General features: G+C 68.8%; 20 protein-coding genes and 1 pseudogene. 14 read left to right on the top strand and 7 right to left on the bottom strand.

Annotation, left to right across the window (positions count from 1 at the left end; genetic code table 11):
* The first annotated feature begins 155 nt into the window (after positions 1 to 155).
* The 8 genes from ACK4JY_RS13110 (at position 156) to pnp (ending at position 6,796) form a co-directional block, all read left to right on the top strand.
* Complete coding sequence (locus ACK4JY_RS13110; RefSeq protein ID WP_409606412.1) at positions 156 to 668, top strand: hypothetical protein; 513 nt, start codon at positions 156 to 158, stop codon at positions 666 to 668.
* A 38-nt stretch (positions 669 to 706) separates the two neighbouring features.
* The gene (locus tag ACK4JY_RS13105) at positions 707 to 1,390 is read left to right on the top strand and encodes a hypothetical protein (RefSeq protein WP_409606410.1); all 684 of its coding nucleotides are present in this window, start codon (positions 707 to 709) and stop codon (positions 1,388 to 1,390) included.
* A complete protein-coding gene (locus ACK4JY_RS13100) occupies positions 1,387 to 2,088 on the top strand; it encodes a DUF2459 domain-containing protein (protein ID WP_409606408.1) in 702 nt (233 codons plus the stop codon). Before ACK4JY_RS13105 ends, ACK4JY_RS13100 begins: the two co-directional genes overlap by 4 nt.
* A 137-nt stretch (positions 2,089 to 2,225) precedes the next feature.
* The gene (locus ACK4JY_RS13095; RefSeq protein ID WP_409606406.1) at positions 2,226 to 2,597 is read left to right on the top strand and encodes a hypothetical protein; all 372 of its coding nucleotides are present in this window, start codon (positions 2,226 to 2,228) and stop codon (positions 2,595 to 2,597) included.
* A 61-nt stretch (positions 2,598 to 2,658) separates the two neighbouring features.
* Entirely contained in the window at positions 2,659 to 3,102 is a 444-nt protein-coding gene (rbfA, locus tag ACK4JY_RS13090; RefSeq protein WP_409606404.1) for a 30S ribosome-binding factor RbfA, read from the top strand.
* On the top strand, positions 3,102 to 4,034 hold the full coding sequence (gene truB, locus ACK4JY_RS13085) for a tRNA pseudouridine(55) synthase TruB (protein ID WP_409606402.1): 933 nt from the start codon (positions 3,102 to 3,104) through the stop codon (positions 4,032 to 4,034). Before rbfA ends, truB begins: the two co-directional genes overlap by 1 nt.
* A gap of 11 nt (positions 4,035 to 4,045) precedes the next feature.
* Positions 4,046 to 4,315, top strand: a complete 270-nt coding sequence (rpsO, locus tag ACK4JY_RS13080; RefSeq protein ID WP_409606400.1) for a 30S ribosomal protein S15 — start codon at positions 4,046 to 4,048, stop codon at positions 4,313 to 4,315.
* Between the two features lie 249 nt (positions 4,316 to 4,564).
* Positions 4,565 to 6,796: a polyribonucleotide nucleotidyltransferase gene (pnp, locus tag ACK4JY_RS13075; protein ID WP_409606398.1), complete on the top strand. Its 2,232-nt coding sequence runs from the start codon at positions 4,565 to 4,567 to the stop codon at positions 6,794 to 6,796.
* A gap of 74 nt (positions 6,797 to 6,870) precedes the next feature.
* Here pnp and ACK4JY_RS13070 read toward each other — a convergent pair whose 3' ends face one another.
* Positions 6,871 to 7,425, bottom strand: coding sequence for an ActR/PrrA/RegA family redox response regulator transcription factor (locus tag ACK4JY_RS13070; RefSeq protein ID WP_409606396.1), 555 nt, complete (start codon positions 7,423 to 7,425; stop codon positions 6,871 to 6,873).
* 70 nt (positions 7,426 to 7,495) lie between these two features.
* A complete protein-coding gene (locus tag ACK4JY_RS13065; protein WP_409606394.1) occupies positions 7,496 to 8,989 on the bottom strand; it encodes an ActS/PrrB/RegB family redox-sensitive histidine kinase in 1,494 nt (497 codons plus the stop codon).
* Between the two features lie 52 nt (positions 8,990 to 9,041).
* On the opposite strand from ACK4JY_RS13065, the gene ACK4JY_RS13060 reads away from it, so the two are divergent.
* Both ACK4JY_RS13060 and ACK4JY_RS13055 read left to right on the top strand, forming a co-directional pair.
* The gene (locus ACK4JY_RS13060) at positions 9,042 to 9,668 is read left to right on the top strand and encodes an SCO family protein (protein ID WP_409606392.1); all 627 of its coding nucleotides are present in this window, start codon (positions 9,042 to 9,044) and stop codon (positions 9,666 to 9,668) included.
* 117 nt (positions 9,669 to 9,785) lie between these two features.
* Positions 9,786 to 10,075, top strand: a pseudogene (locus ACK4JY_RS13055) (DUF6471 domain-containing protein).
* Here the strand turns inward: ACK4JY_RS13055 and ACK4JY_RS13050 are convergent.
* Together ACK4JY_RS13050 and ACK4JY_RS13045 are read right to left on the bottom strand one after the other, a co-directional pair.
* The gene (locus tag ACK4JY_RS13050; RefSeq protein ID WP_409606391.1) at positions 10,072 to 10,563 is read right to left on the bottom strand and encodes an ImmA/IrrE family metallo-endopeptidase; all 492 of its coding nucleotides are present in this window, start codon (positions 10,561 to 10,563) and stop codon (positions 10,072 to 10,074) included. The pseudogene ACK4JY_RS13055 and the gene ACK4JY_RS13050 sit on opposite strands and share 4 nt — an antisense overlap.
* Positions 10,560 to 10,775, bottom strand: a complete 216-nt coding sequence (locus ACK4JY_RS13045) for a hypothetical protein (protein ID WP_409606390.1) — start codon at positions 10,773 to 10,775, stop codon at positions 10,560 to 10,562. Before ACK4JY_RS13045 ends, ACK4JY_RS13050 begins: the two co-directional genes overlap by 4 nt.
* A 435-nt stretch (positions 10,776 to 11,210) precedes the next feature.
* Between ACK4JY_RS13045 and ACK4JY_RS13040 the strand changes: the two genes are divergently transcribed.
* Both ACK4JY_RS13040 and ACK4JY_RS13035 read left to right on the top strand, forming a co-directional pair.
* Positions 11,211 to 12,491: a polyhydroxyalkanoate depolymerase gene (locus ACK4JY_RS13040; protein WP_409606388.1), complete on the top strand. Its 1,281-nt coding sequence runs from the start codon at positions 11,211 to 11,213 to the stop codon at positions 12,489 to 12,491.
* Positions 12,457 to 13,173 carry a M48 family metallopeptidase gene (locus ACK4JY_RS13035; protein WP_409606387.1) on the top strand — a complete coding sequence of 239 codons (717 nt, stop codon included), beginning with the start codon at positions 12,457 to 12,459 and terminating at the stop codon, positions 13,171 to 13,173. The genes ACK4JY_RS13040 and ACK4JY_RS13035 overlap by 35 nt, the downstream gene beginning before the upstream one ends.
* Positions 13,174 to 13,359: 186 nt before the next feature.
* Here the strand turns inward: ACK4JY_RS13035 and ACK4JY_RS13030 are convergent, their stop codons facing one another.
* Positions 13,360 to 15,459, bottom strand: coding sequence for a transglycosylase domain-containing protein (locus ACK4JY_RS13030; protein ID WP_409606385.1), 2,100 nt, complete (start codon positions 15,457 to 15,459; stop codon positions 13,360 to 13,362).
* 118 nt (positions 15,460 to 15,577) lie between these two features.
* The gene (locus ACK4JY_RS13025) at positions 15,578 to 16,519 is read right to left on the bottom strand and encodes an alpha/beta fold hydrolase (protein ID WP_409606383.1); all 942 of its coding nucleotides are present in this window, start codon (positions 16,517 to 16,519) and stop codon (positions 15,578 to 15,580) included.
* A 113-nt stretch (positions 16,520 to 16,632) separates the two neighbouring features.
* Between ACK4JY_RS13025 and ACK4JY_RS13020 the strand changes: the two genes are divergently transcribed.
* A complete protein-coding gene (locus tag ACK4JY_RS13020) occupies positions 16,633 to 17,763 on the top strand; it encodes a Rieske 2Fe-2S domain-containing protein (RefSeq protein WP_409606381.1) in 1,131 nt (376 codons plus the stop codon).
* A 135-nt stretch (positions 17,764 to 17,898) separates the two neighbouring features.
* Entirely contained in the window at positions 17,899 to 18,741 is an 843-nt protein-coding gene (locus tag ACK4JY_RS13015; protein ID WP_409606379.1) for an alpha/beta hydrolase family protein, read from the top strand.
* A gap of 132 nt (positions 18,742 to 18,873) precedes the next feature.
* Here ACK4JY_RS13015 and ACK4JY_RS13010 read toward each other — a convergent pair whose 3' ends face one another.
* A complete protein-coding gene (locus ACK4JY_RS13010; protein ID WP_409606377.1) occupies positions 18,874 to 19,539 on the bottom strand; it encodes a TetR family transcriptional regulator in 666 nt (221 codons plus the stop codon).
* Between the last annotated feature and the right edge of the window lie 160 nt (positions 19,540 to 19,699).

Below are 19,699 nucleotides of genomic sequence, written 5' to 3'. Positions count from 1 at the left end.
TCGGGGGGTGTTCTGTGGGGGCCGCCGGCCCGCCGGGGGGGCCGCGGCTCCATCCGCCGCCCCCACCCGGCCTCGCCCATGGCTCGGCCACCCTCCCCGGGACGGGGAGGGAGAAGCGCCGTCGTTTCGCCTTATGCATTGGGGATGAAACCAGCATGCGCCGCCTCCTGATCATCGCCGCCCTGCTCTCCATCGCCGGACCGGCCATGGCCGAGACCCGCTATCTGGCGTTTGACGCCTCCGACCGGGTCACCCAGGCCCTGACCCGGGGCGTGACGCTGGAGGCCGACCGCGGCCTGTTCGGCGCCATCAGCGTTCGGCGGATCATCTCCACCTCGCAGCGCGGCTCGGCCGAGATCCGGCGCGGCGGCCCGGACGCCGTGCGCCGCGTCCTGCCCGATGGCGCCCGCGAGACGTCGGTCTACGCCATCGCTCCCGAGGGCGACGGTCGCGGTCTGTCGCGCGCCCTGTGCCCCAGTTCGGACGAGGTCTGGCTGGTGATGGGCCGGGTCCGCATGGGCCGCCCGCTGACCCTGCACGCCGTCGGCCGCTGGTCGGACGGGACTTTCCGCCACTGCGTCCAGCTGTCCTACGCCTGGCGCGGCGAATGGGCCCTGCCGCCGGGCACGGGCGTCGCCGAAGATTCCGGCGCCCCTGTCGGGCGATAGGCGTTCACCTGCCCGCCCGCCCTCGCTAGGTTGCGGCCATGACCGCCGCCACGGCCCGCCCCCCGACCGCAATGAAGCGCCTCGCCGGCGTGCTGTCGTTCGTCTGTCTGGTGCTGTTCCTGCTGGCCATCGAGCAGAAGCATACGGTCGCCGCCGTGGACGCCGTGCGGGCGGAGGCCGGGCCCGCCGCGCGCCGGGTGGCTGACTGGGCCGCCGGCCTGTCCTCGGGCGCGGCGGACGGATTTGGCGAGCTGAGGTCCAAGGTCGCCCGGCAGGCCGCCTCGTGGCGCGCTGCACCGCCCGCAGCGCCGGTGCACGATGGGGTCGCCGCCGACGGGACCCGGTCCGCCCCCGGCGTCGCGCCCCCCGCCGCGGGATCGCTGGCGCTGGTCGGCGCCGAGCTGCGCTTCGGGACGGGCGAAAGCATCCGGACCCGCCCGCTGCGCATCGCCCGGGGACGCGACAGCTTCGCCCCCGGCCAGACCTTTGCGGCGCGGCTGAGTGCGCCGGCCGACGCCCAAGTGGAACTGCGCGAGGTCGTGGCCCCGGCCCGGGGCCAGCCGGTCCCGCCGCTGACCCTGTGCGGCGGCGAGCCCGCCGGCGTCGCCGCCCTGCTGTATCGCCCGGACCGGACCGAGCTGATGCTGTTCCGCACCGGTACGGTCGGGCCCGACACCCCGCCCGCGGCCCTGTGCGGCGTGTGGAGCTTCCCGGTCCGATGAGGCGCGGTCGCCGTTCCCGCACCGGCCTCGGCGCCCTGATCGCGGCCGCCCTCGTCGGCTTGGTCGCCGCCCTGTGGACCTGGACCACGCCCGGCGACCCGATCCGCTGGCGCGCCGCCGCCGATGCGCCCGGCGTGGAGCTGCATCTGCTCGACAACGGCTTCCACACCGATCTGGCCGTGCCGCGCGCGGCGCTGGAGGCGCGCGGCGGACCTCTGGCCGGGGCGGTGCGCGGCCTGCCGGCCGGGGACTGGATCCTGATTGGCTGGGGCGACGCCAAATTCTATGTCGACCAGAGCCCGATGGAGAGCCGCCTGCCGGACGGGGCGCGGGCCTTCTTCCGGCCCGGCAACCGGTCGGTGATCATGCTCGACCCGGTCCAGCGCGACCCCCGGGCCCTGTTCGCAAAGGAGCGGCGGCGCAGCGTCCGCGTCACGCCCGCCGGCTTCGATGCCCTGGCCGCGCATGTCGAGCGGTCGCTGGACCTGTCGACCGGGTCGCCTCGGGTCGCCGCCGCCCGGGAAGGCGACGACGCCCGCTTCTTCGCCAGCCGTGAGCATTTCTCGATCGTCCGTCTGTGCAACCACTGGACGGCGGGCGTACTCAACGCCGCGGGGTTGCCGGTGCGGCCGGCCCGGTCCATCGTCTCGTCCGAACTGGTCGCCGCCATGGACCGTGCGGAGCAAACCGCCCCTTAACGACGGGATGGCAGGGTGGCCGCATGTCCGCCGCAAACACCCGTCCCCAGCCGTCGTTCCGTCGCGCCGCCCTGACGACTCTGTCCGCTTCTGCGTGCGGGGCCCTTGGCGGGTCACTCGGCCTTATTCTCTGGACGATGCTGTCCAGGAACGGATTGCCGGGCGGTCCGTTCGCTGGCCTCTTCTCCGGACTGATCCTTTGGCTGTTCACAGCGCCGTTCGCCCTCTTTCTCGGCGCGCTGCCGGCCTTCGTAGGGGTGATGCTGGTCGGCTGGCCCGTCGCCCTGCTGCTGAATATCCGGGGTTGGTTCGGTCCCGTCCCGATGATGTTCGTAGGTGCGCTTCTCGGGAGCGTCGCTGGATTCGGGATTCTGCCCATTGCCGATTTCGCGGCAGAGTTTCCGGTCGCCCTGCTGGTGGGCTCGCTCGGGGGCGCGGGCGCCGGGCTGGGCTTGTCCACGGGTTTTGGCCGGTCAGCGTCTCTGGACAGCGCAGCCTCCGGGGCCTAGACCCCCGCCCTTCGCTTTTTCAGGCCGGGTCCGAGCCCCGGCAGGCGACGAGGACAGTGTCATGAGCAGCCGCAAACCCAATCCCAAGGCCGGGACCGTCAGCCAGCGCCAGCTGCGCGCCTCGGAAATGATCCGCCACGCCCTCGTCGAGGTGATGCGCGAGAACGAGATCCGCGACCCGGCCCTGGTCGGGGTGTCGGTCACCGTCACCGAGGTGCGGCTGTCGCCGGACCTCAAGCACGCCACCTGTTTCGTCGAGCCGCTGGGCGCGGGCGTCGATACGACCGACGTCGGCGGCCATGTCGACGAGATCGTCAAGGCGCTGAACGCCCACGCCAAATTCCTGCGTGGGGCGCTGGGGCGGCATATCGACATGCGCTTCACCCCCGACCTGCGCTTCCGCCACGACGTCAGTTTCGAGGCGGCCGAGCGGCTCAACCGGCTGCTGGACGATCCGCGTGTCCAGGCCGATGTGTTCAAGCCCCTGCCCGACGACGACGCCTGATGGCGCGCAAGAAGCGCGGCGAGGTCGTCAACGGCTGGGTCTGCCTCGACAAGCCGCTGGAGATGGGCTCGACCGAGGCGGTGTCGAAGGTGCGCCGGCTGTTCAACGCCCAGAAGGCCGGTCATGCCGGGACGCTGGACCCGCTGGCCTCGGGCATTCTGCCGATCGCCCTGGGCGAGGCGACCAAGACCGTGCCCTTCATGATGGAGGCGCAGAAGGTCTATCGCTTCACCATCAACTGGGGAATTTCAACCGACAGTCTCGACCGCGAGGGCGAGATCACGGCGCGGTCCGAGGTGCGGCCCGACGTCGAGGCGGTACGCGCGGCCCTGCCCGCCTTCGTCGGCGAGATCGATCAGGTCCCGCCGCAGTTCAGCGCCATCAAGGTCGACGGCCAACGCGCCTATGATCTGGCCCGCGAAGGGGCCGAGTTCGAACTGGCCAGCCGGCGGGTGACCATCCACGAGGCCGCGGTCACCGACGCGCCCGACGCCGACCATGTCGAGATCACCATGCGCACGGGCAAGGGCGTCTATGTGCGCTCGCTGGCGCGCGATCTGGCGGTCATGCTGGGGGCCGAGGGACATGTTTCGGCCCTGCGCCGCGAGCGGGTCGGGCCGTTCTCGACGGAAAACGCCGTCACGCTGGATTTCCTGACCGATCTGGTGCATAGGGACGCCGCCTCGGAAGGCTTGCTTCCCGTCGCGACCGCCCTGGACGACATCCCGGAGCTGGCCGTGACGGATCAGGACGCCTTCTCGCTTCGTCAGGGACGACCTATCGTTCTGCTCCCCCGACAGGTCGAAACGCTCAAGAGCCACCTTCGGGAGGGTTCCAGAACCGTTTCAGCCTTTCAGGGCCAGACCCTCGTCGCTCTCGGTCAGTTGCGGGCCGGCCGGCTGGAACCCGACCGCGTATTTAACCTCCAATAGGAGTATGCCCGATGTCGATTACTGCTGAACGCAAACACGAAGTCATCGCCGACAACGCCCGCACCGAAGGCGACACCGGCTCGGCCGAGGTCCAGGTCGCGATCCTCTCGGAACGCATCGCCAACCTCACCGAACACTTCAAGACACACAAGAAGGACAACCACTCGCGCCGCGGCCTGCTCAAGATGGTCTCGCAGCGTCGTCGCCTTCTTGACCACCTGTCGAAGGTCGATCGCGAGCGCTACACGGCGCTGATCGGCAAGCTGAACCTGCGCCGCTAAGGCGACGGGGACGAGCGGAAGAGTTTTTCGAGGCGCGGGTGTCATGCCCGCGCCTCGTTCCGCATCCAGAACCACCCGCGCGCCTCGGGACTCCAAGGCGCATGACGCGAGGGCTGCATACCGGTCCTCACACCTCCCGGGTCTGTCGCGATGGCGCGGCGATCCACGGACCGAAGGACTGAACGCCCGACGCTCCACCCACTGATGGGACCCCGCGCGGAATCCGCCCGCGGGATACGAAAGAGAAAAATGTTCGATATCAAACGCAAGACGATCGACTGGGCCGGACGCCCGCTGACCCTCGAAACGGGCCGCATCGCCCGTCAGGCCGACGGCGCTGTTCTGGCCACCTACGGCGAGACCGTCGTTCTCGCCACCGTCGTCTACGGTCGCGCGCCCAAGCCGGGCCTGGATTTCTTCCCGCTGACCGTCAACTACCAGGAAAAGACCTTCGCCGCCGGCAAGATCCCGGGTGGCTATTTCAAGCGTGAAGGCCGTCCGACCGAGAAGGAGACCCTGGTCTCCCGTCTGATCGACCGCCCGATCCGCCCGCTGTTCGTCAAGGGCTTCAAGAACGAGACCCAAGTCGTCGTCACCGTGCTGCAGCACGACATGGAGAACGACCCGGACGTGCTGGGCATGATCGCCGCCTCGGCCGCCCTGACCATTTCCGGCGTGCCCTTCATGGGTCCGATCGGCTGCGCCCGCGTCGGCTATGTCGACGGCGAGTTCGTGCTCAACCCGACCCTCGACCAGATGCCTGACAGCCACCTCGACCTCGTCGTCGCCGGCACCCAGGACGCCCTGATGATGGTCGAATCCGAAGCGAAAGAGCTGTCGGAAGAGATCATGCTCAACGCCCTGATGTTCGCGCATCGCGGCATGCAGCCGGTGATCGACGCGATCATCGACCTGGCCGAGCACGCCGCCAAGGAGCCGTTCGACTTCCAGGCCGACGACGTCTCGGACATCGTCGCCTCGATCCAGTCGCTGGTCGGCGAGGACATCAAGGCCGCCTACACCCACGCCGGCAAATACGAGCGCCGCACGGGCGTCGACACGGCCAAGAAGAAGGCCGCCGAGAAGCTGGTCAAGACCGACGACAACCCGGACGGCGTCGAGAGCGCCAAATTCGGCGCGGCGTTCAAGGAATGCGAAGCCCACGTCCTGCGTCGCGACATCATCGACAACGGCCACCGCGTCGACGGCCGCGCCCTCGACAAGGTCCGCGACATCGTTTCGGAAGTCGGCATCTTCCCGCGCACCCACGGCTCGGCCCTGTTCACCCGCGGTGAGACCCAGGCCATCGTCGTCGCCACGCTCGGCACCGGCGAGGACGAACAGTACGTCGACGCCCTGGCCGGGACGTACAAGGAGAAATTCCTTCTCCACTACAACTTCCCTCCCTATTCGGTCGGCGAGACCGGGCGGATGGGCGGCGCGGGCCGTCGGGAAATCGGTCACGGCAAGCTGGCCTGGCGGGCGATCCGTCCGATGCTGCCGTCGGCGGAAGATTTCCCCTACACCATCCGTCTGGTGTCGGAGATCACCGAGTCCAACGGTTCGTCCTCGATGGCCACGGTCTGCGGATCGTCGCTGGCGCTGATGGACGCGGGCGTGCCGCTGGTTCGCCCGGTCTCGGGCATCGCCATGGGCCTGATCCTCGAGCCCTCGGGCGAGTTCGCCATCCTGTCCGACATCCTCGGTGACGAAGATCACCTCGGCGACATGGACTTCAAGGTGGCCGGCACGCGCGAAGGCATCACCAGCCTGCAGATGGACATCAAGGTCGCCGGCATCACCGAAGAGATCATGCGCAAGGCGATCGCCCAGGCTTCGGCCGGCCGCCTGCACATCCTCGACGAGATGGACAAGGCGATCGACGGCGCCCGCACCGAGCTGGGCGAGTTCGCGCCCAAGATCGAGTCGATCAAGGTTCCCACCGACAAGATCCGCGACATCATCGGCACCGGCGGCAAGATCATCCGCGAGATCGTCGAAAAGACCGGCGCCAAGATCAACATCGAGGACGACGGCACGGTGAAGATCGCCGCCTCGGAGCAGGAGAAGATCGACGCCGCCAAGGCCTGGATCACCTCCATCGTGTCCGAGCCCGAGCCCGGCATGATCTACTCGGGCAAGGTCGTGAAGGTCGTCGACTTCGGCGCCTTCGTGAACTTCTTCGGCGCCAAGGACGGCCTGGTCCACGTGTCCCAGATCGCCCTGGATCGCGTCGCCAACCCAGCCGACGTCCTGAGCGAAGGTCAGGAAGTGAAGGTCAAGTTCATCGGCATGGATGATCGCGGCAAGACCAAGCTGTCGATGAAGGTCGTCGATCAGGAAACCGGCGAGGACATCACCGACAAGATCAACGCCGAACGCGCCGAACGCGGCGAGCCGGCCCTGTCGGACGACACCGGCGGCCGTCCCAAGCGTGAAGGCGGCGGCGGTGATCGCGACCGCGGTCGCAGCCGTCGTTAAGACGCGACGTCACGTCTGAAATGCAGAAGGCCCCGGTGGAAACACCGGGGCCTTTTTGTTGGAGCTGGGAAGCCTCAGCGCGGAGCCCGCTTGGCCAGGATCCGCTGCAGTGTGCGGCGGTGCATGCCCAGCCGCCGCGCCGTCTCCGAGACGTTGTGGTCGCACAGTTCGTAGACGCGCTGGATATGCTCCCAGCGTACCCGGTCGGCGCTCATCGGATTGTCCGGCGGCTCGGGAGCCTCGCCGGTCATCAGCAGGGCCTTGACCACGTCGTCGGCGTCGGCCGGCTTTTGCAGATAGTCGACCGCCCCGGCCTTGACCGCCGCCACGGCGGTGGCGATGGCGCCGTATCCGGTCAGCATGACGATGCGGGCGTCCTCGCGCCGCTCGCGGATGGCCTCGACCACCTTCAGGCCGTTGCCGTCCTCCAGCCGCATGTCCAGCACGGCGAAGGCCGGAACGGCGGTGCGCAGCGCCTCGCGCGCCTCGGCGACCGAACCGGCCGTCACCACCTCGAAGCCGCGGCTCTCAAGCGCGCGGCCCAGCCGGGTGCGCAGGGCGTTGTCGTCGTCGAGCAACAGCAGGGTCTTGTCCGCCAGGGCGGCGATCCGGTCTTCGCTCTCGGGCATCGATGTTCTCCTTGAACCTCAAGTCGGTAACGACGCGGCTGCGGTCAAGGTTCAGCCCGGGGGTGCGACATCACGACGGCGCCACCTCGAGCGCGGGCCGCGGCCAGCGGATCGACACCCGGGCGCCGCGCGGCTGGCCCTTGCCGCCGTCGCCGGCGCCGACCGAAACCTTGCCGCCGGTCCGCTCCAGCAGGGTGTGGGCGATGAAGAAGCCCAGTCCCATGCCGCCCTGGCTGGGGGCGATGGTCTCGGGCGCCGGGTCCGACCTGGCCTTCTTGCGGCTCTTGCGGCCGGGCGCGGCGGCGGCCACCGAGGCGGCGATCTGGGCGGCGAGGGCGCGGCGCGCCTTGCCCTGCGGTCGGCTGGTCACATAGGGCTCGCCCAGACGGGGCAGGATGTCGGCCGGAATGCCGGGGCCGTCGTCGACCACCTCGATCTCGATGAAGCCGGCGTCGACCAGGGCCTGGACCCGCACCCGGCTGTTGGCGAAGTCGGCGGCGTTCTCGACCAGGGTCGACAGGCCGTGCACCACCTCGGGCAGGCGGCGCACGCGCGGGGCGGCTTCGCCCGAGGCGGTGCGCACGGAAACCTCGAACGCCAGATCGAAGCCCCGGTGCGGCTCGACGACCTCCTCCAGCAGAGCCTTGAGCCCGACGTCGGCGAAGGCCGCATCGCCCTCCCCCGGCTGCTGCGACAGCTGTTTCAGTATGTCCCGGCAACGCTCGGCCTGCTGCAGGATGAGGGCCGCGTCCTCGGCCGCCGGGCCGTCCCTGGGCGAGGCCCGCAGCAGTTCGCGCGCCACGACCTGGATGGTCGCCAGCGGCGTGCCCAGCTCATGCGCCGCCGCCGCCGCCAGCCCGCCGAGGGCGGCCAGCCGCTGCTCGCGCTGCAGCACATCCTGGGTCGTGGCCAGGGCCAGCTCCAGCTTCTCCGCGTCCGCCGCCACCCGCCAGGCGTAGGCGGCGGTGAAGACCACGCCGGTGATCAGGGCCAGGCCGGTGCCGAACCGGTAGAGGGCCGGCAGCTCCAGCTCGGTCCCCGCCTGCCACGGCAGGGGCATGGAGAAGAAGAACAGGGCGATGGTGGCGGCCAGCACCATCAGCCCCATCAAGGCCGCCTGACGCCCCGGCAGGGAGGCGGCGGCGACGGTCACCGGGGCCACCAGCAGCAGGCAGAAGGGGTTCTGCAGCCCCCCGGTCAGGGCCAGCAGGGCGCTGAGCTGCAGGATGTCGAAGCCGAGGTGGGCCGCCGTCAGCGTGCCGTCGGAGGCCGGACCGTCGCTGCGCTTGAGCCGCGCCGTGGCGTTCAGGTTCATCGCCACGCTGGCCGCGATCACCGCCAGACATCCCCACAGCGGCAGGTCGAAATGGAACCAGGCCGTGGCCACGGCGATGGTGGCGCTCTGCCCGGCGATGGCCATCCAGCGCAGAATCACCAGAGTCCGCAGCGACAGCCCCCGGCTGCGGCGCGGGGCATTGCGCCAGCTGGCGAAGCGGCCGCCGCCATCGGTGGCGGCGGGGACGGGCGCGAACTGCGGCGACGGGGGCTCTTGGGTCTGGCTCACGCCTCTTCTATAGACCTCGGCGCGCCGGCATGGCGCGTTTTCCGCCGGGGTCATGATGCCGCGCCGTTCCATCCTGCTGTTCGCCGGCGCCTGCGCCGCCATCGCCGCGGCCCTGCTCGTGGTCGCCCTGATCATGGTCAGCCGCTCGCCCGGAGCGCCCCAACCGGGCGAGGTGATCTCGACCGGTCAGGCCGACGTCGGCGGCCCGTTCCAGCTGATCAACCAGGACGGCCAACCGGTCGACGAGACGATGCTGCAGGGCAAATGGTCGCTGGTCTTCTACGGCTTCACCTACTGCCCGGACTATTGCCCGACCACGCTGCAGGCGCTGGAGGCGACGAAGCAGCGGCTGGGCGACAAGGCGAAGGACATGCAGATCGTCTTCATCAGCGTCGACCCGCAGCGCGACACGCCGCAGGCGATGAAGGACTATCTGTCCTCGGACGGCTTCCCCGAGGGCGTCATCGGCCTGACCGGGACGCCGGACCGGATCCGCGCCGCCGCCGACGCCTACAAGGCCTATTTCCAGAAGGTCGGAGAGGGCGAGGACTATACGATGAACCACTCGCTGACCGTCTATCTGATGGGCCCGGACGGCCAGTTCCGCACGGCCGTAGCCGAGGACTTGGGCCCCGAACGGTCCGCCGCGGTGATCGAACGGGCGATGGCCCGCGGCTAGACGAAATCACTCAGCCCCCGCCCGCAGGGGGATGAGGACCGCGAAGCGGTGGAGGGGGTCTCGGCCGCATCGCCGTCGGATGCGGAACCGCCCTTAATAGGGTGTTGTATCGCGGATATGCGGTTATCCCGCATCGTCGTCGGTGAGGAAAACACCGGACAAACTGATCGGTTTCGAGGAAGTTATATGGCTGACGTTTGGATCCCGCGCGTCAAGAACCTGCTGAAAGCCGAACTAAAGCGCCGGGGCGTTAGCTGCCGTGAACTGGCGGAGAAGCTGACAGCCATGGGCGTCCCGGAGAGCGAGCGGACATCGCCAGCAAGATCGCGCGGGGCGGCTTTACCGCAGCCCTCTTCGTCCAGTGCTTGGTCGCCGTCGGGGTGACTAGCATCAGGCTGGACGACTAACCGGCCCGGCCTAGACGAATGCGCATGGCGGGCTGCGACACATCGAATAGGTTGGCCAAGGCTTCTGTGCTTTGAAGGCCAAGCTGCATCTGTCGATAGATCTGATCCCTCGGCATCAAAAGATTTGCGGCAAAGCTATTGGCTTGCCTCTCATGCGTAGGAAGGATGGAAGGGTTCGGTCGCCCGCTGCCCTCTGCTCGATAGGCACGAGTGTCTCCTACCCCGTTTCCGAGAAGGTCGCGGTGATAGATGAAGTGGCCAAGTTCGTGAGCGGCGGTGAACCGCTGACGGACGCGATGGTGGCGCGAATTAATCGCTACCCTGTAGCTTCCATCTGGGCGGCGTTCGATCCAGCCGGAGACGTCATCGTCCATGTCGATGAAGTCGGGACCGAGCCCGATCTCACCAAGCAGGCTATAGACATCCACCGGGATGTTCTGAGTATAGCGCCCGATCAAAGAAACTGGGCTGGGGTTCTGCATAGTCATCCGGCCTCCTTTCCTATCTCGTCAGCCGCCTTATCGTCATCATCGGTCCCGAGGCTTGTGTCCTTCAGCAAGTCAATGTGCTGGCGGATGATCCCCGGGGCTTCCTTGTTAAGCCACTCTCGAACTGTCTCCTCGGCACACCGCTTGGCCTCGTCCTTCGCCTGACCGCGCACTAGCTTTGCCCAAGCGATGCCCCCCAAGAGGGCAATCAAGGCAAAGATCAGCGAACCCCAAGCGAACGCCGCGCCTAGAGACGCAAATGAGTTTGCTAGCGCGTCCCACTCTGGCTGTGGCGCTGCTGGCGCCGCGACCGGAACGGGGCACGGTCTACTCGCAGCTTCTATGAGCCGTTCGCAAACGCTGATCGGAATCTGAGGAGTAGCCAAACGCTCCTCCCCAGCGACCAGCCCGATTCGCCGACTAGGGCAATTCGCTTAAAAAGTCCTACGTCAACGACCGTTGATATAATGTTCTCTCTTTGTCCGCACAAGAGGGCGGTGGGGCGAAGCGGCGCTAACACCACCAACGAATGATGATTGTCATTATATTTGACGTGTTTGATGCCTACTGCCGAATAAATCTTTTTGCAGTGCGGCGCGTTCTATGTTGCCCTGCCATATACCGGCGGGGGCCGTCCCAGGACACGCATGCTGTATTCGCTTCACGAGCTCGCCTACCACTCGGCGACGCCGTTCCGGTTCGGGGCCCAGATGGCCCGCCAGTTCTGGAGCTCTCCGTTCAATCCGGCCGCCGACACCGCCGTCGGCCGCACCGCCTTCGCCTCGGCCGAGTTGTTCGAGAGCGTCACCCGCCGCTACGGCAAGCCGGCTTGGGGGCTGGAGGTGATCAATATCGACAACAAGCCGGTGCGCACGACCGAACAGGTCGTCTGGTCCTCGCCCTGGTGCCGGCTGGTGCGGTTCGCGCGCCACATCGGTGATCTGAAACGGGTCGGCAAGCCGACCGCGGCCCCGGCGGTGCTGATCGTCGCCCCGCTGTCGGGCCATTACGCCACCCTGCTGCGCGGCACGGTCGAGGGCTTTCTGCAGGACCACGACGTCTATGTCACCGACTGGGTCAACGCCCGGCAGGTGCCGATGCTGGAGGGGCGGTTCGACTTCTTCGACTATATCGACCACGTCCGGACCATGCTGGGCGTGATCGGGCCGCGCGCCCATGTCGTCGGCGTCTGCCAGCCGGGACCGCCGGTGCTGGCCGCCTGCGCCCTGATGGCCGAGGACAAGGATCCGAACCGGCCGGCGTCGATGACCTTCATGGGCTCGCCGATCGACGCCCGGCTGTCGCCGACGGTGACCAATGAACTGGCCGAGGAGAAACCCTTCGCCTGGTTCAAGTCGAACATGATCCACACCGTGCCCTGGCCCTATCCGGGTTTCGGCCGGCGGGTCTATCCGGGCTTCGTCCAGCTCTACAGCTTCATGTCGATGAACGAGGCGCGGCACCGCGACGCCCACCACGAATATTTCCAGAACCTGGTCAACGGCGACGGCGACGAGGTCGAGAAGCACGAGGAATTCTACAACGAATACCTGTCGGTGCTGGACCTGAGCGAGGAATTCTACCTCCAGACGATCGACATCGTCTTCCAGCAGCACCTGCTGCCGCGCGGCCTGCTGGAGCACCGCGGCCGCAAGGTCGATCTGGCCAAGATCAAGGACATCGGCCTGATGACCGTCGAGGGGGCGCGGGACGACATCTCGGGCGTCGGCCAGACCCAGGCGGCCCACGGCCTGTGCACCGCCATTCCGGACAAGCGGCGCACCCTGTACGTCCATCCCGAGGTCGGCCACTACGGCGTCTTCAACGGCCGCCGCTTCCGCGACGACATCTATCCGCGGGTGCGCGACTTCATCGCCAGCAACGAGGCCATCAGTGCAGTACCGGAACGGGCAGCGGCTGCCGCCTGACGCCGTCGGCGTCCCGGCCCGGCTGTCGGTCAATCCGCGTGCCCGCCGTCTGTCGATCCGCATCGACGGCCGCGCCGGCGAAGCGGTGCTGGTCGCGCCCTCCGAGCGCAAGCTGGGCGAGGTCGTCGCCTTCGCCCGCACCAAGGCCGGCTGGATGCGCGAGCGGCTGGCCGAGCGGGTTGAAGGCGCGCCGCTCGAGCCCGGCGGGACGGTGCCCCTGTTCGGCCGGGACACGCGGCTGGTGACGACCGGCGGCGCGGGCGCGGCGCGGCTGATCGACGGGCCCGACGGCCCGGTGATCCAGTCGGGCGGCGAGGGCGACGCCTTCTCGCGCCGGGTCGAGAACCTGATCAAACGGATGGCGCGGCAGGTGCTGGTCGAGCGGACCGAACATCATCTGCGCACCCTGGGCCAGCGGCCGGTGAAGGTGTCGATCGCCGACACCAGGAGCCGCTGGGGCTCCTGCAGCCCGCACAACCGCACCATCCGCTACAGCTGGCGCGTGATCATGGCCCCGCCGGCCGTGGTCGACTATCTGGCCGCCCACGAGGTGGCGCATCTGGTCCACGCCGACCACAGCCCGGCCTATTGGTCGGTGGTCCAGCGGCTGGTCGGCGACCACCGCCCGTTCCGCAAATGGCTGCGCGAGAACGGCCCGGCGCTGCACGCGGTGGGGCGGTAGCCGAACCGACCAGTTCGCGACGATTTCGACCACAGTCGACCGCAGGAAGCGGCTGCAGTCTGACCAGTTCGATCATGCAATCGGCTGAAGAAAACGGCACACGATGGACACCCCTCCCGCCCCCGTCATCCTCGGGTCAAGCCCGAGGATGACGGTGTGAAGAGGGGCGCCGCGTCGCGGTCCCGGTCAGAAGAACAGCGCGTCGGCCTTCTTCTGCGGCGGCGGCGCCGGTTCGGGCTGGGGCTGGGGCTGGGTCGGGCGCAGGACCGGGCCGTCGTCGCGCGTCGGGGCCGGCTCGCGTCGCGGCTGCTCCGGTTCGGGCAGGGGCGCGTCCAGCGGGTCGACGCCCTCGTCGGCCGGCGGATTGTCGCCGAACAGGTCGCCGATGCTGCCGATCAGGTTCTCGACCGGACTGGGCGGCTGCCAGCCCTCGGGCATGGCCGGGCCGTTGGGGATGGCCGGGGCGTTCAGACGCGGCAGGGCCGCCTCCATGAAGCCCTTCCAGATCGCCGCCGGCGACGAGCCGCCGGTGACGCCGCGCATCGGCGTATTGTCGTCCTTGCCGACCCAGACGGCGGTGACGAAGCCGCCGGTGTAGCCGACGAACCAAGCGTCCTTGTAGTCGGAGGTGGTGCCGGTCTTGCCCGCCGTGTCGCGTCCGGCGATGGCCGCCGAGCGCCCGGTGCCCGAGGTCATGACCCCGCGCAGCATCTGGTTCTGGTAGTAGAGGAAGGGGTTGGAGATGGCCTGCACCGGCCCGGATTCGCGGCTGGCGCGCTGGTAGATGACCCGGCCCTGGGGGGTGCGGATGCGGCTGATGCCATAGGCCCGGACGCGCTTGCCGCCGTTGGCGAAGGCGTCATAGGCCTGGGCCATGTCGATCGGCGAGACCTCGACCGCGCCCAGCGCCATGGCCGGCTCCAGCCCGATCCGCGAGGTGATGCCCAGCCGCCGCGCCGTGCGCGCGACATTGTCGCGGCCGATCTGGTCGGCCATGGCCGCCGCCACCGTATTGGTCGACTGGGCCACGGCGTTGGCCAGGCTCATCTCGCCGGCGAAGGTGCCGGAATAGTTGCGCGGCGACCAGTTGCCGATGCGGATCGGGGCGTCGTTGACCCGCGTCTCGGGGGTATAGCCGCTCTCCAGCGCCGTCAGATAGACGAACGGCTTCCACGCCGAGCCGGCCTGACGCCGCGCGTCGACGGCGCGGTTGAACTGGCTGTCGGCGTATGAGGCGCCGCCGATCATCGCCCGCACCCGGCCCTCGCCGTCCAGCGCCACCAGCGCCGCCTGTTGCACGCCCTTCGACCGGTCGCGGTCGAGGATGCGTCTGACGGCCCGTTCCGCCGACGTCTGCAGCGTCAGATCCAGCGTCGTCTCGACGATCATGTCCTCGGTCGGCTCGCCCACCAGCTCCCGGATCTGCTTGTCGAGCCAGTCGACAAAATACTGCGCATGCTGACTCGCCAGCGTCCGCGACACCCGCACCGGCTCGGTCACGGCCTGGGCGCGCTGTTCGGGGCTGATCACCCCGGCCTCGACCATTTCGTTCAGCACCACGGTGGCGCGCGTCGCCGCCCGTTCGCTCTCGGACACCGGCGAATAGCGCGACGGGGCCTTCAGCAGCCCGGCCAGAAGGGCGGCCTCGCCGACCGTCAGGTCCTTGGCGCCCTTGTCGAAATAGCGCTGCGAGGCGGCCTCGATGCCATAGGCCCCGGCGCCGAAATAGACCCGGTTCAGATACAGGGCGAGGATCTCTTCCTTGGAGAATTTCATCTCCAGCCAGACCGCCAGCATCAGCTCCTGCATCTTGCGCTTCATGTTCTGGTCGGGCGACAGGAACAGGTTCTTGGCCAATTGCTGGGTCAGGGTCGAGCCGCCCTGGACCACGCGCCCGGCGCGCATGTTGGCGGCGACGGCGCGGGTCATACCGACCGGGTCGAAGCCGGGGTGGTGATAGAATCGCCGGTCCTCGATGGCGATGAAGGCCGCGGGGACATAGTCGGGCAGGGCGTCCAGATCGGCCGGCGGGGCCATCTGGCTGCCGCGCACGGCGATCAGCGCCCCGTTGCGATCCAGATAGGTGATCGAGGGCTGGCGGTCGACATTGTACAGGGTCGAGGTGTCGGGCAGGTCGCGCGCGAAGACGGCGAAGAAGACGACCAGGAAGATGATCGCCCATACCGCCAGCACGGCGCCCCAGTAGAGCAGCCGCTGCAGGGGCGTCCGCGCCGATTTCGGCTGCCCGCCGTCGCCGCGCCCGAAGCTGAAGCCGGAACCCGCCATTGAAACCTCATCCTGTCCGGCTCCGGTCTTAGCCGTTCACCGGACGCCCGCATACGCCCCTCACGTCGTCACGCGACCGTGAAGGGCATTTCCGCCGAAACCATGACGGTTGCGGGGTCTATTCTAAAAACGCGTTCACCTCGGCGGCGAAGGCGGCCGGCTGGTCCAGCATGATGAAGTGGGCGCTGTCGTCGATCCGCTTCAGGCTTGCGCCGGGCAGGGTGGCGAACGAGGCGTTGTAGATGCCGTCCGTCATGGCGGGCGTCATGCCCGGCATCTCGAAGGCGACGTACAGGACCCGGGTCGGCGCGGTGATGGCGGCCAGCTCGGGGCGCAGATCGGTCAGGATCAGTTCGCGATAGGCCGAGGCGGCGACCTGGCGGTCGCTGGTCGCCGCGTCTTCAAGCGGGCCGGCGCGGGCGGCCTCGGTCCGGATCATGCCGGTCACGGTCGTCGCCATCCGCTGGCGATAGGCGTCTTCGGGACCGGTGGTCTGGCTGGCGTAGATCGCCTCCGCCGTGGGCGCGAGGCTTTCGGCGGTCGGATTGGTCCCGGGCGCGGCGAACATGGCGCCGATGAACGGCACCATGTCCACGACCATCAGCTTGCCGACGCTGTCGGGGTGGCGGGCGGCGACCATCATGGCGATGGTCCCGCCCATCGAGTGGCCGATCAGCGCCGGCTTCTCCAGTCCCTGCTCGGTGATGTAGCGGGCGATGTCCTCGGCCACCGGGGCGGCCACCGGCCCCTCGGCATTGTCCTCGGGCTCCGCGCCGGCGAAGCCCTGCACATGGAGACGGTGGACCCGGTAGCGGCCCTTCAGTTCCTCGGTCAGGCCGTCCCAGACCTCGGGCGAGGAGGCGAGGCCGGGGATCAGGATGACGTCGCCGACCGGCTCGGCGGGGCCGTCGACACGGACATGAAAGCGGCCGGACTCGAAGTCGGCGTGGTGGTGGCCATGCCCCGCCTGGGCCTCGGACCCGTGATGCTGGGCGAGGGCGGGCGCGGCGGCGCCCAGGGCGAGGACGGCGGCGGCGCTGAAGGCGGCGAAAGTCTTCATGGGTGTATCCTCGACGACGGGCGGCGCGCCCGCTTCTGTTCTGTCGGCACAGTGGCCTCGAACCCTTGCGCCTGGTCAAGACTTCATCGTCCCGGCCCGCTAAAGTGCCGCTCATGACGCCCGCAGACGCCCCCGCCTCCGTTCCCGCCGCCGCCGGCTCGCCGGCCTCCGCGCCCCCGACCGCCGCCTTCGGCAAGGGGTTCGTGCTCGACACCTGGTATTTCGTCGCCCTGTCGCGCGACGTGGCCGCGGCCTCGCTGAAGCGGCACGAGCTGCTGGGCGAGCCGGTGCTGATCGGCCGGACGCGGGCCGGTCAGGCCTACGCCATGCGCGACATCTGCCCACATCGCGCCGCGCCGCTGTCGGCCGGCCGGCTGGTCGAGAAGCCGGGCGAGGGCGAGACCATCGAATGCTGCTACCACGGCTGGCGCTTCCGCCCCGACGGCGTCTGCGCCGCTATCCCGTCGCTGGTCGAGGATCAGGCCTATGAGCCCGGGCGCATCCGGGTGCGGTCCTATCCGGTGCGCGAGAGTCAGGGGATGGTCTTCGTCTGGGTCGCCTCTGACCCGCGCAACCCGGCGGAACCCGACCACGAGCCGCCGGTCTTCCCCGGCGTGGTCGGGGGCGAGGCGAAACTGGTCGAATGGATGGATTTCGACTCCCACATCGACCACGCCGTCGTCGGTCTGATGGACCCGGCCCACGGCCCCTATGTGCATCAGCAGTGGTGGTGGCGGTCGGAGCATTCGATGCACGAAAAGGCCAAGGCCTTTGAGCCGCGCGAGCTTGGTTTCGCGATGGTCCGCCACGCGCCGTCGTCGAACAGCCGGGCCTACAAGATCCTCGGCGGCGCGCCGGCGACCGAGATCACCTTCCGCCTGCCGGGCTATCGCTGGGAGCATATCCAGGTCGGCGAGAAGCAGGTGCTGGCCCTGACCTGCCTGACGCCCGTCAGCGAAACGAGGACGCGCATCACCCAGATTTTCTGGTCCGACCACTGGGTCTTCGCTCTCGCCAAACCGTTCCTGCGGCTGGGCGTGGTCGCCTTCCTCAAACAGGACGGCGGCATGGTGAACCTGCAGAACGAGGGGCTGCGCTACGACCCGTCCCTGATCTGGATCGACGACGCCGACAAACAGGCGAAATGGTACCAGCAGCTCAAACGCGAATGGGGAAAGAGCCGCGCCGAGGGGCGGGCGTTCGCCAACCCGGTCAAGCCGGCGACCCTGCGCTGGAAGAGCTGAGGCTGACGCCCGGATCGCGTCGCCTTGAATTCCACGTCATGACAGAAGCTTAAGCTGCCGGACTGTCCGGGAGACGCTACGAGGGCGCCTCTGCTCGCGGCGTCCCGCCGCCAGTTCCTCCAGTCCGGGTCTCCCATGAAATCGATCGCCATTTCCGCCGCCTTGCTGGCCCTGCCCGCGATCGCCCTGGCCCAGGAGCCCGCCCGGGACGTGTCGATACCGTCCGGCGACACGACGCTTTCCGCCCGCGTTCTGGACGGGGTCGGCGAGGGCGCCCGTCCGGCGATCGTGCTGTTCAACGGCTTCCCCGCCGGGCCGAACATTCCGCGCATCGCCACCGACCTGCAGGCGGCCGGCTTCACCGTGCTGCTGCCCCAGTATCGCGGCACCGGAGCCTCGAGCGGGTTCATCAGCCTGGATAACTCGCGCGAGGATGGGGCGGCCGCCGTCGCTTGGCTGAAGCAGGACGCCACCAGCGGGGCGGACGCCGCGAAGATCGGCGTGCTCGGCGTCAGCTATGGCGGCTGGGTCGCGCTGCAGACGGCGGCGGATGACCGCACCGTCCGGTGCGCCGTCGCCCTCGTTCCGGCCGACATGGGCGTGGTGGGCGCGCGCTGGGGCTCGGACGACGAATACCGGGCGGCGTGGAAGACCGATCTGGACAGCTTCGCCGAGGATCCCGCCTCTACGCGTTTTGGACCGGACGGCGTCGATGGCTTCATGAACGCCATCACCGCCGAAGCGGCCACGTCCGGCCTCGCCCGGCGCGCCGCCGATCTGGCGGATCGTCCGATCTTCGTCGCTGGAGGTCGTCGCGATCCCGCCGCCCCTTTCGCGGATCACTACAAGCCGCTGGTCGACGCCCTCCGCGCGGCCGACGCCCCATTCGCGGCCCTGGAGTTCGACGGCGGGCATAGTCCGTCTGAAGCTTCCGCGGCGGCGCAGAGCTTCATCGAGCAAAGCTGTTTCGGCGATTGATCCGGCCGGTCCGTGGCCCGGCGGCGACCGTCGCCGGGCCATCCTGCAGGGCGACGACCGATCCGAACGCGAGACCAAAAAAAGGCCGCGACGGCGACGTCGCGGCCTTTCCCGTATCCGATAAGGTCGCGCCTACTGCCGCGAGATGACGCCGGCGAGGATGGCGTCGACCTGCTTGGCCATCCGCTCGGTCAGCTGTTCCATGGCCCAGCCGTCATAGGCCGCCTGACGATAGTTCGACAGGAAGGCGGCGTAGATCAGTTCGCCCAGCAGGCGGACGTCGGCGTCCTGGCGCAGCTCGCCTTCGCGCACGCCGGCCTGCAGGGTGTCGGTGACGACGGCGACCAGCGGCTGAATGGCCTGGCGGGTGCGCATCTCGGCGGCGACCGGCTGGAACCACGAGCGGGCCATCACGGCCTGGACCAGCGGCAGCTGCTCCAGCGAGCCATGATAGCCGGCGCCGAGGGCGGCCAGCAGACGGGCGCGGACCGCGCCTTCGGCGGCGGCGGCGGCCTTCATCGTTTCGGCCAGCTGGACCAGATCGGTCGCCAGCACGGCTTCGAACAGCTCGGCCTTGTCCTGGAAGTTGGCGAACACCGCGCCGGTCGACATGCCGGCGCCCTTGGCGATGTCGCGGATGGTGGCGGGCTCGTAGCCGCGCTCGGCGAACAGCTGGCGGGCGGCGTCGAGAACCTTCTGCCGTGTGCGGACCTTGGCGGCCTGACGACGGTTCAGACGCGGGGTCTCAACTTCGGTCTCGGAATCGGAGGGGGAGGGGGACAGGGCGATATCTCGCATAAACGGGTACTCGACTAAACAGCAGCTCGCGCCGCCATCGAAACTGACCGCCGAAGCGTTGGGGGGATAGCGGAACGCGCCGGGCGACCGCAGGTGTCATCGCTTGTGACGAAAGGGGCAATCATCACGCAACGATGACCAAAATGGGGTGCGGAGATTA

The organism is Brevundimonas sp. (assembly GCF_046295595.1).
Lineage (GTDB): Bacteria > Pseudomonadota > Alphaproteobacteria > Caulobacterales > Caulobacteraceae > Brevundimonas.
This window is presented reverse-complemented; position numbering and strand designations above follow the sequence as displayed.

Excerpts from the sequence above, each read along its gene's own strand:
- ACK4JY_RS13110 (WP_409606412.1), top strand. The coding sequence starts at position 156 with ATGCGCCGCCTCCTGATCATCGCCGCCCTGCTCTCCATCGCCGGACCG.
- ACK4JY_RS13105 (WP_409606410.1), top strand. The coding sequence starts at position 707 with ATGACCGCCGCCACGGCCCGCCCCCCGACCGCAATGAAGCGCCTCGCC.
- ACK4JY_RS13100 (WP_409606408.1), top strand. The coding sequence starts at position 1,387 with ATGAGGCGCGGTCGCCGTTCCCGCACCGGCCTCGGCGCCCTGATCGCG.
- ACK4JY_RS13095 (WP_409606406.1), top strand. The coding sequence starts at position 2,226 with ATGCTGTCCAGGAACGGATTGCCGGGCGGTCCGTTCGCTGGCCTCTTC.
- rbfA (WP_409606404.1), top strand. The coding sequence starts at position 2,659 with ATGAGCAGCCGCAAACCCAATCCCAAGGCCGGGACCGTCAGCCAGCGC.
- truB (WP_409606402.1), top strand. The coding sequence starts at position 3,102 with ATGGCGCGCAAGAAGCGCGGCGAGGTCGTCAACGGCTGGGTCTGCCTC.
- rpsO (WP_409606400.1), top strand. The coding sequence starts at position 4,046 with ATGTCGATTACTGCTGAACGCAAACACGAAGTCATCGCCGACAACGCC.
- pnp (WP_409606398.1), top strand. The coding sequence starts at position 4,565 with ATGTTCGATATCAAACGCAAGACGATCGACTGGGCCGGACGCCCGCTG.
- ACK4JY_RS13070 (WP_409606396.1), bottom strand. The coding sequence starts at position 7,425 with ATGCCCGAGAGCGAAGACCGGATCGCCGCCCTGGCGGACAAGACCCTG.
- ACK4JY_RS13060 (WP_409606392.1), top strand. The coding sequence starts at position 9,042 with ATGATGCCGCGCCGTTCCATCCTGCTGTTCGCCGGCGCCTGCGCCGCC.
- ACK4JY_RS13050 (WP_409606391.1), bottom strand. The coding sequence starts at position 10,563 with ATGACTATGCAGAACCCCAGCCCAGTTTCTTTGATCGGGCGCTATACT.
- ACK4JY_RS13040 (WP_409606388.1), top strand. The coding sequence starts at position 11,211 with ATGCTGTATTCGCTTCACGAGCTCGCCTACCACTCGGCGACGCCGTTC.
- ACK4JY_RS13030 (WP_409606385.1), bottom strand. The coding sequence starts at position 15,459 with ATGGCGGGTTCCGGCTTCAGCTTCGGGCGCGGCGACGGCGGGCAGCCG.
- ACK4JY_RS13025 (WP_409606383.1), bottom strand. The coding sequence starts at position 16,519 with ATGAAGACTTTCGCCGCCTTCAGCGCCGCCGCCGTCCTCGCCCTGGGC.
- ACK4JY_RS13020 (WP_409606381.1), top strand. The coding sequence starts at position 16,633 with ATGACGCCCGCAGACGCCCCCGCCTCCGTTCCCGCCGCCGCCGGCTCG.
- ACK4JY_RS13015 (WP_409606379.1), top strand. The coding sequence starts at position 17,899 with ATGAAATCGATCGCCATTTCCGCCGCCTTGCTGGCCCTGCCCGCGATC.
- ACK4JY_RS13010 (WP_409606377.1), bottom strand. The coding sequence starts at position 19,539 with ATGCGAGATATCGCCCTGTCCCCCTCCCCCTCCGATTCCGAGACCGAA.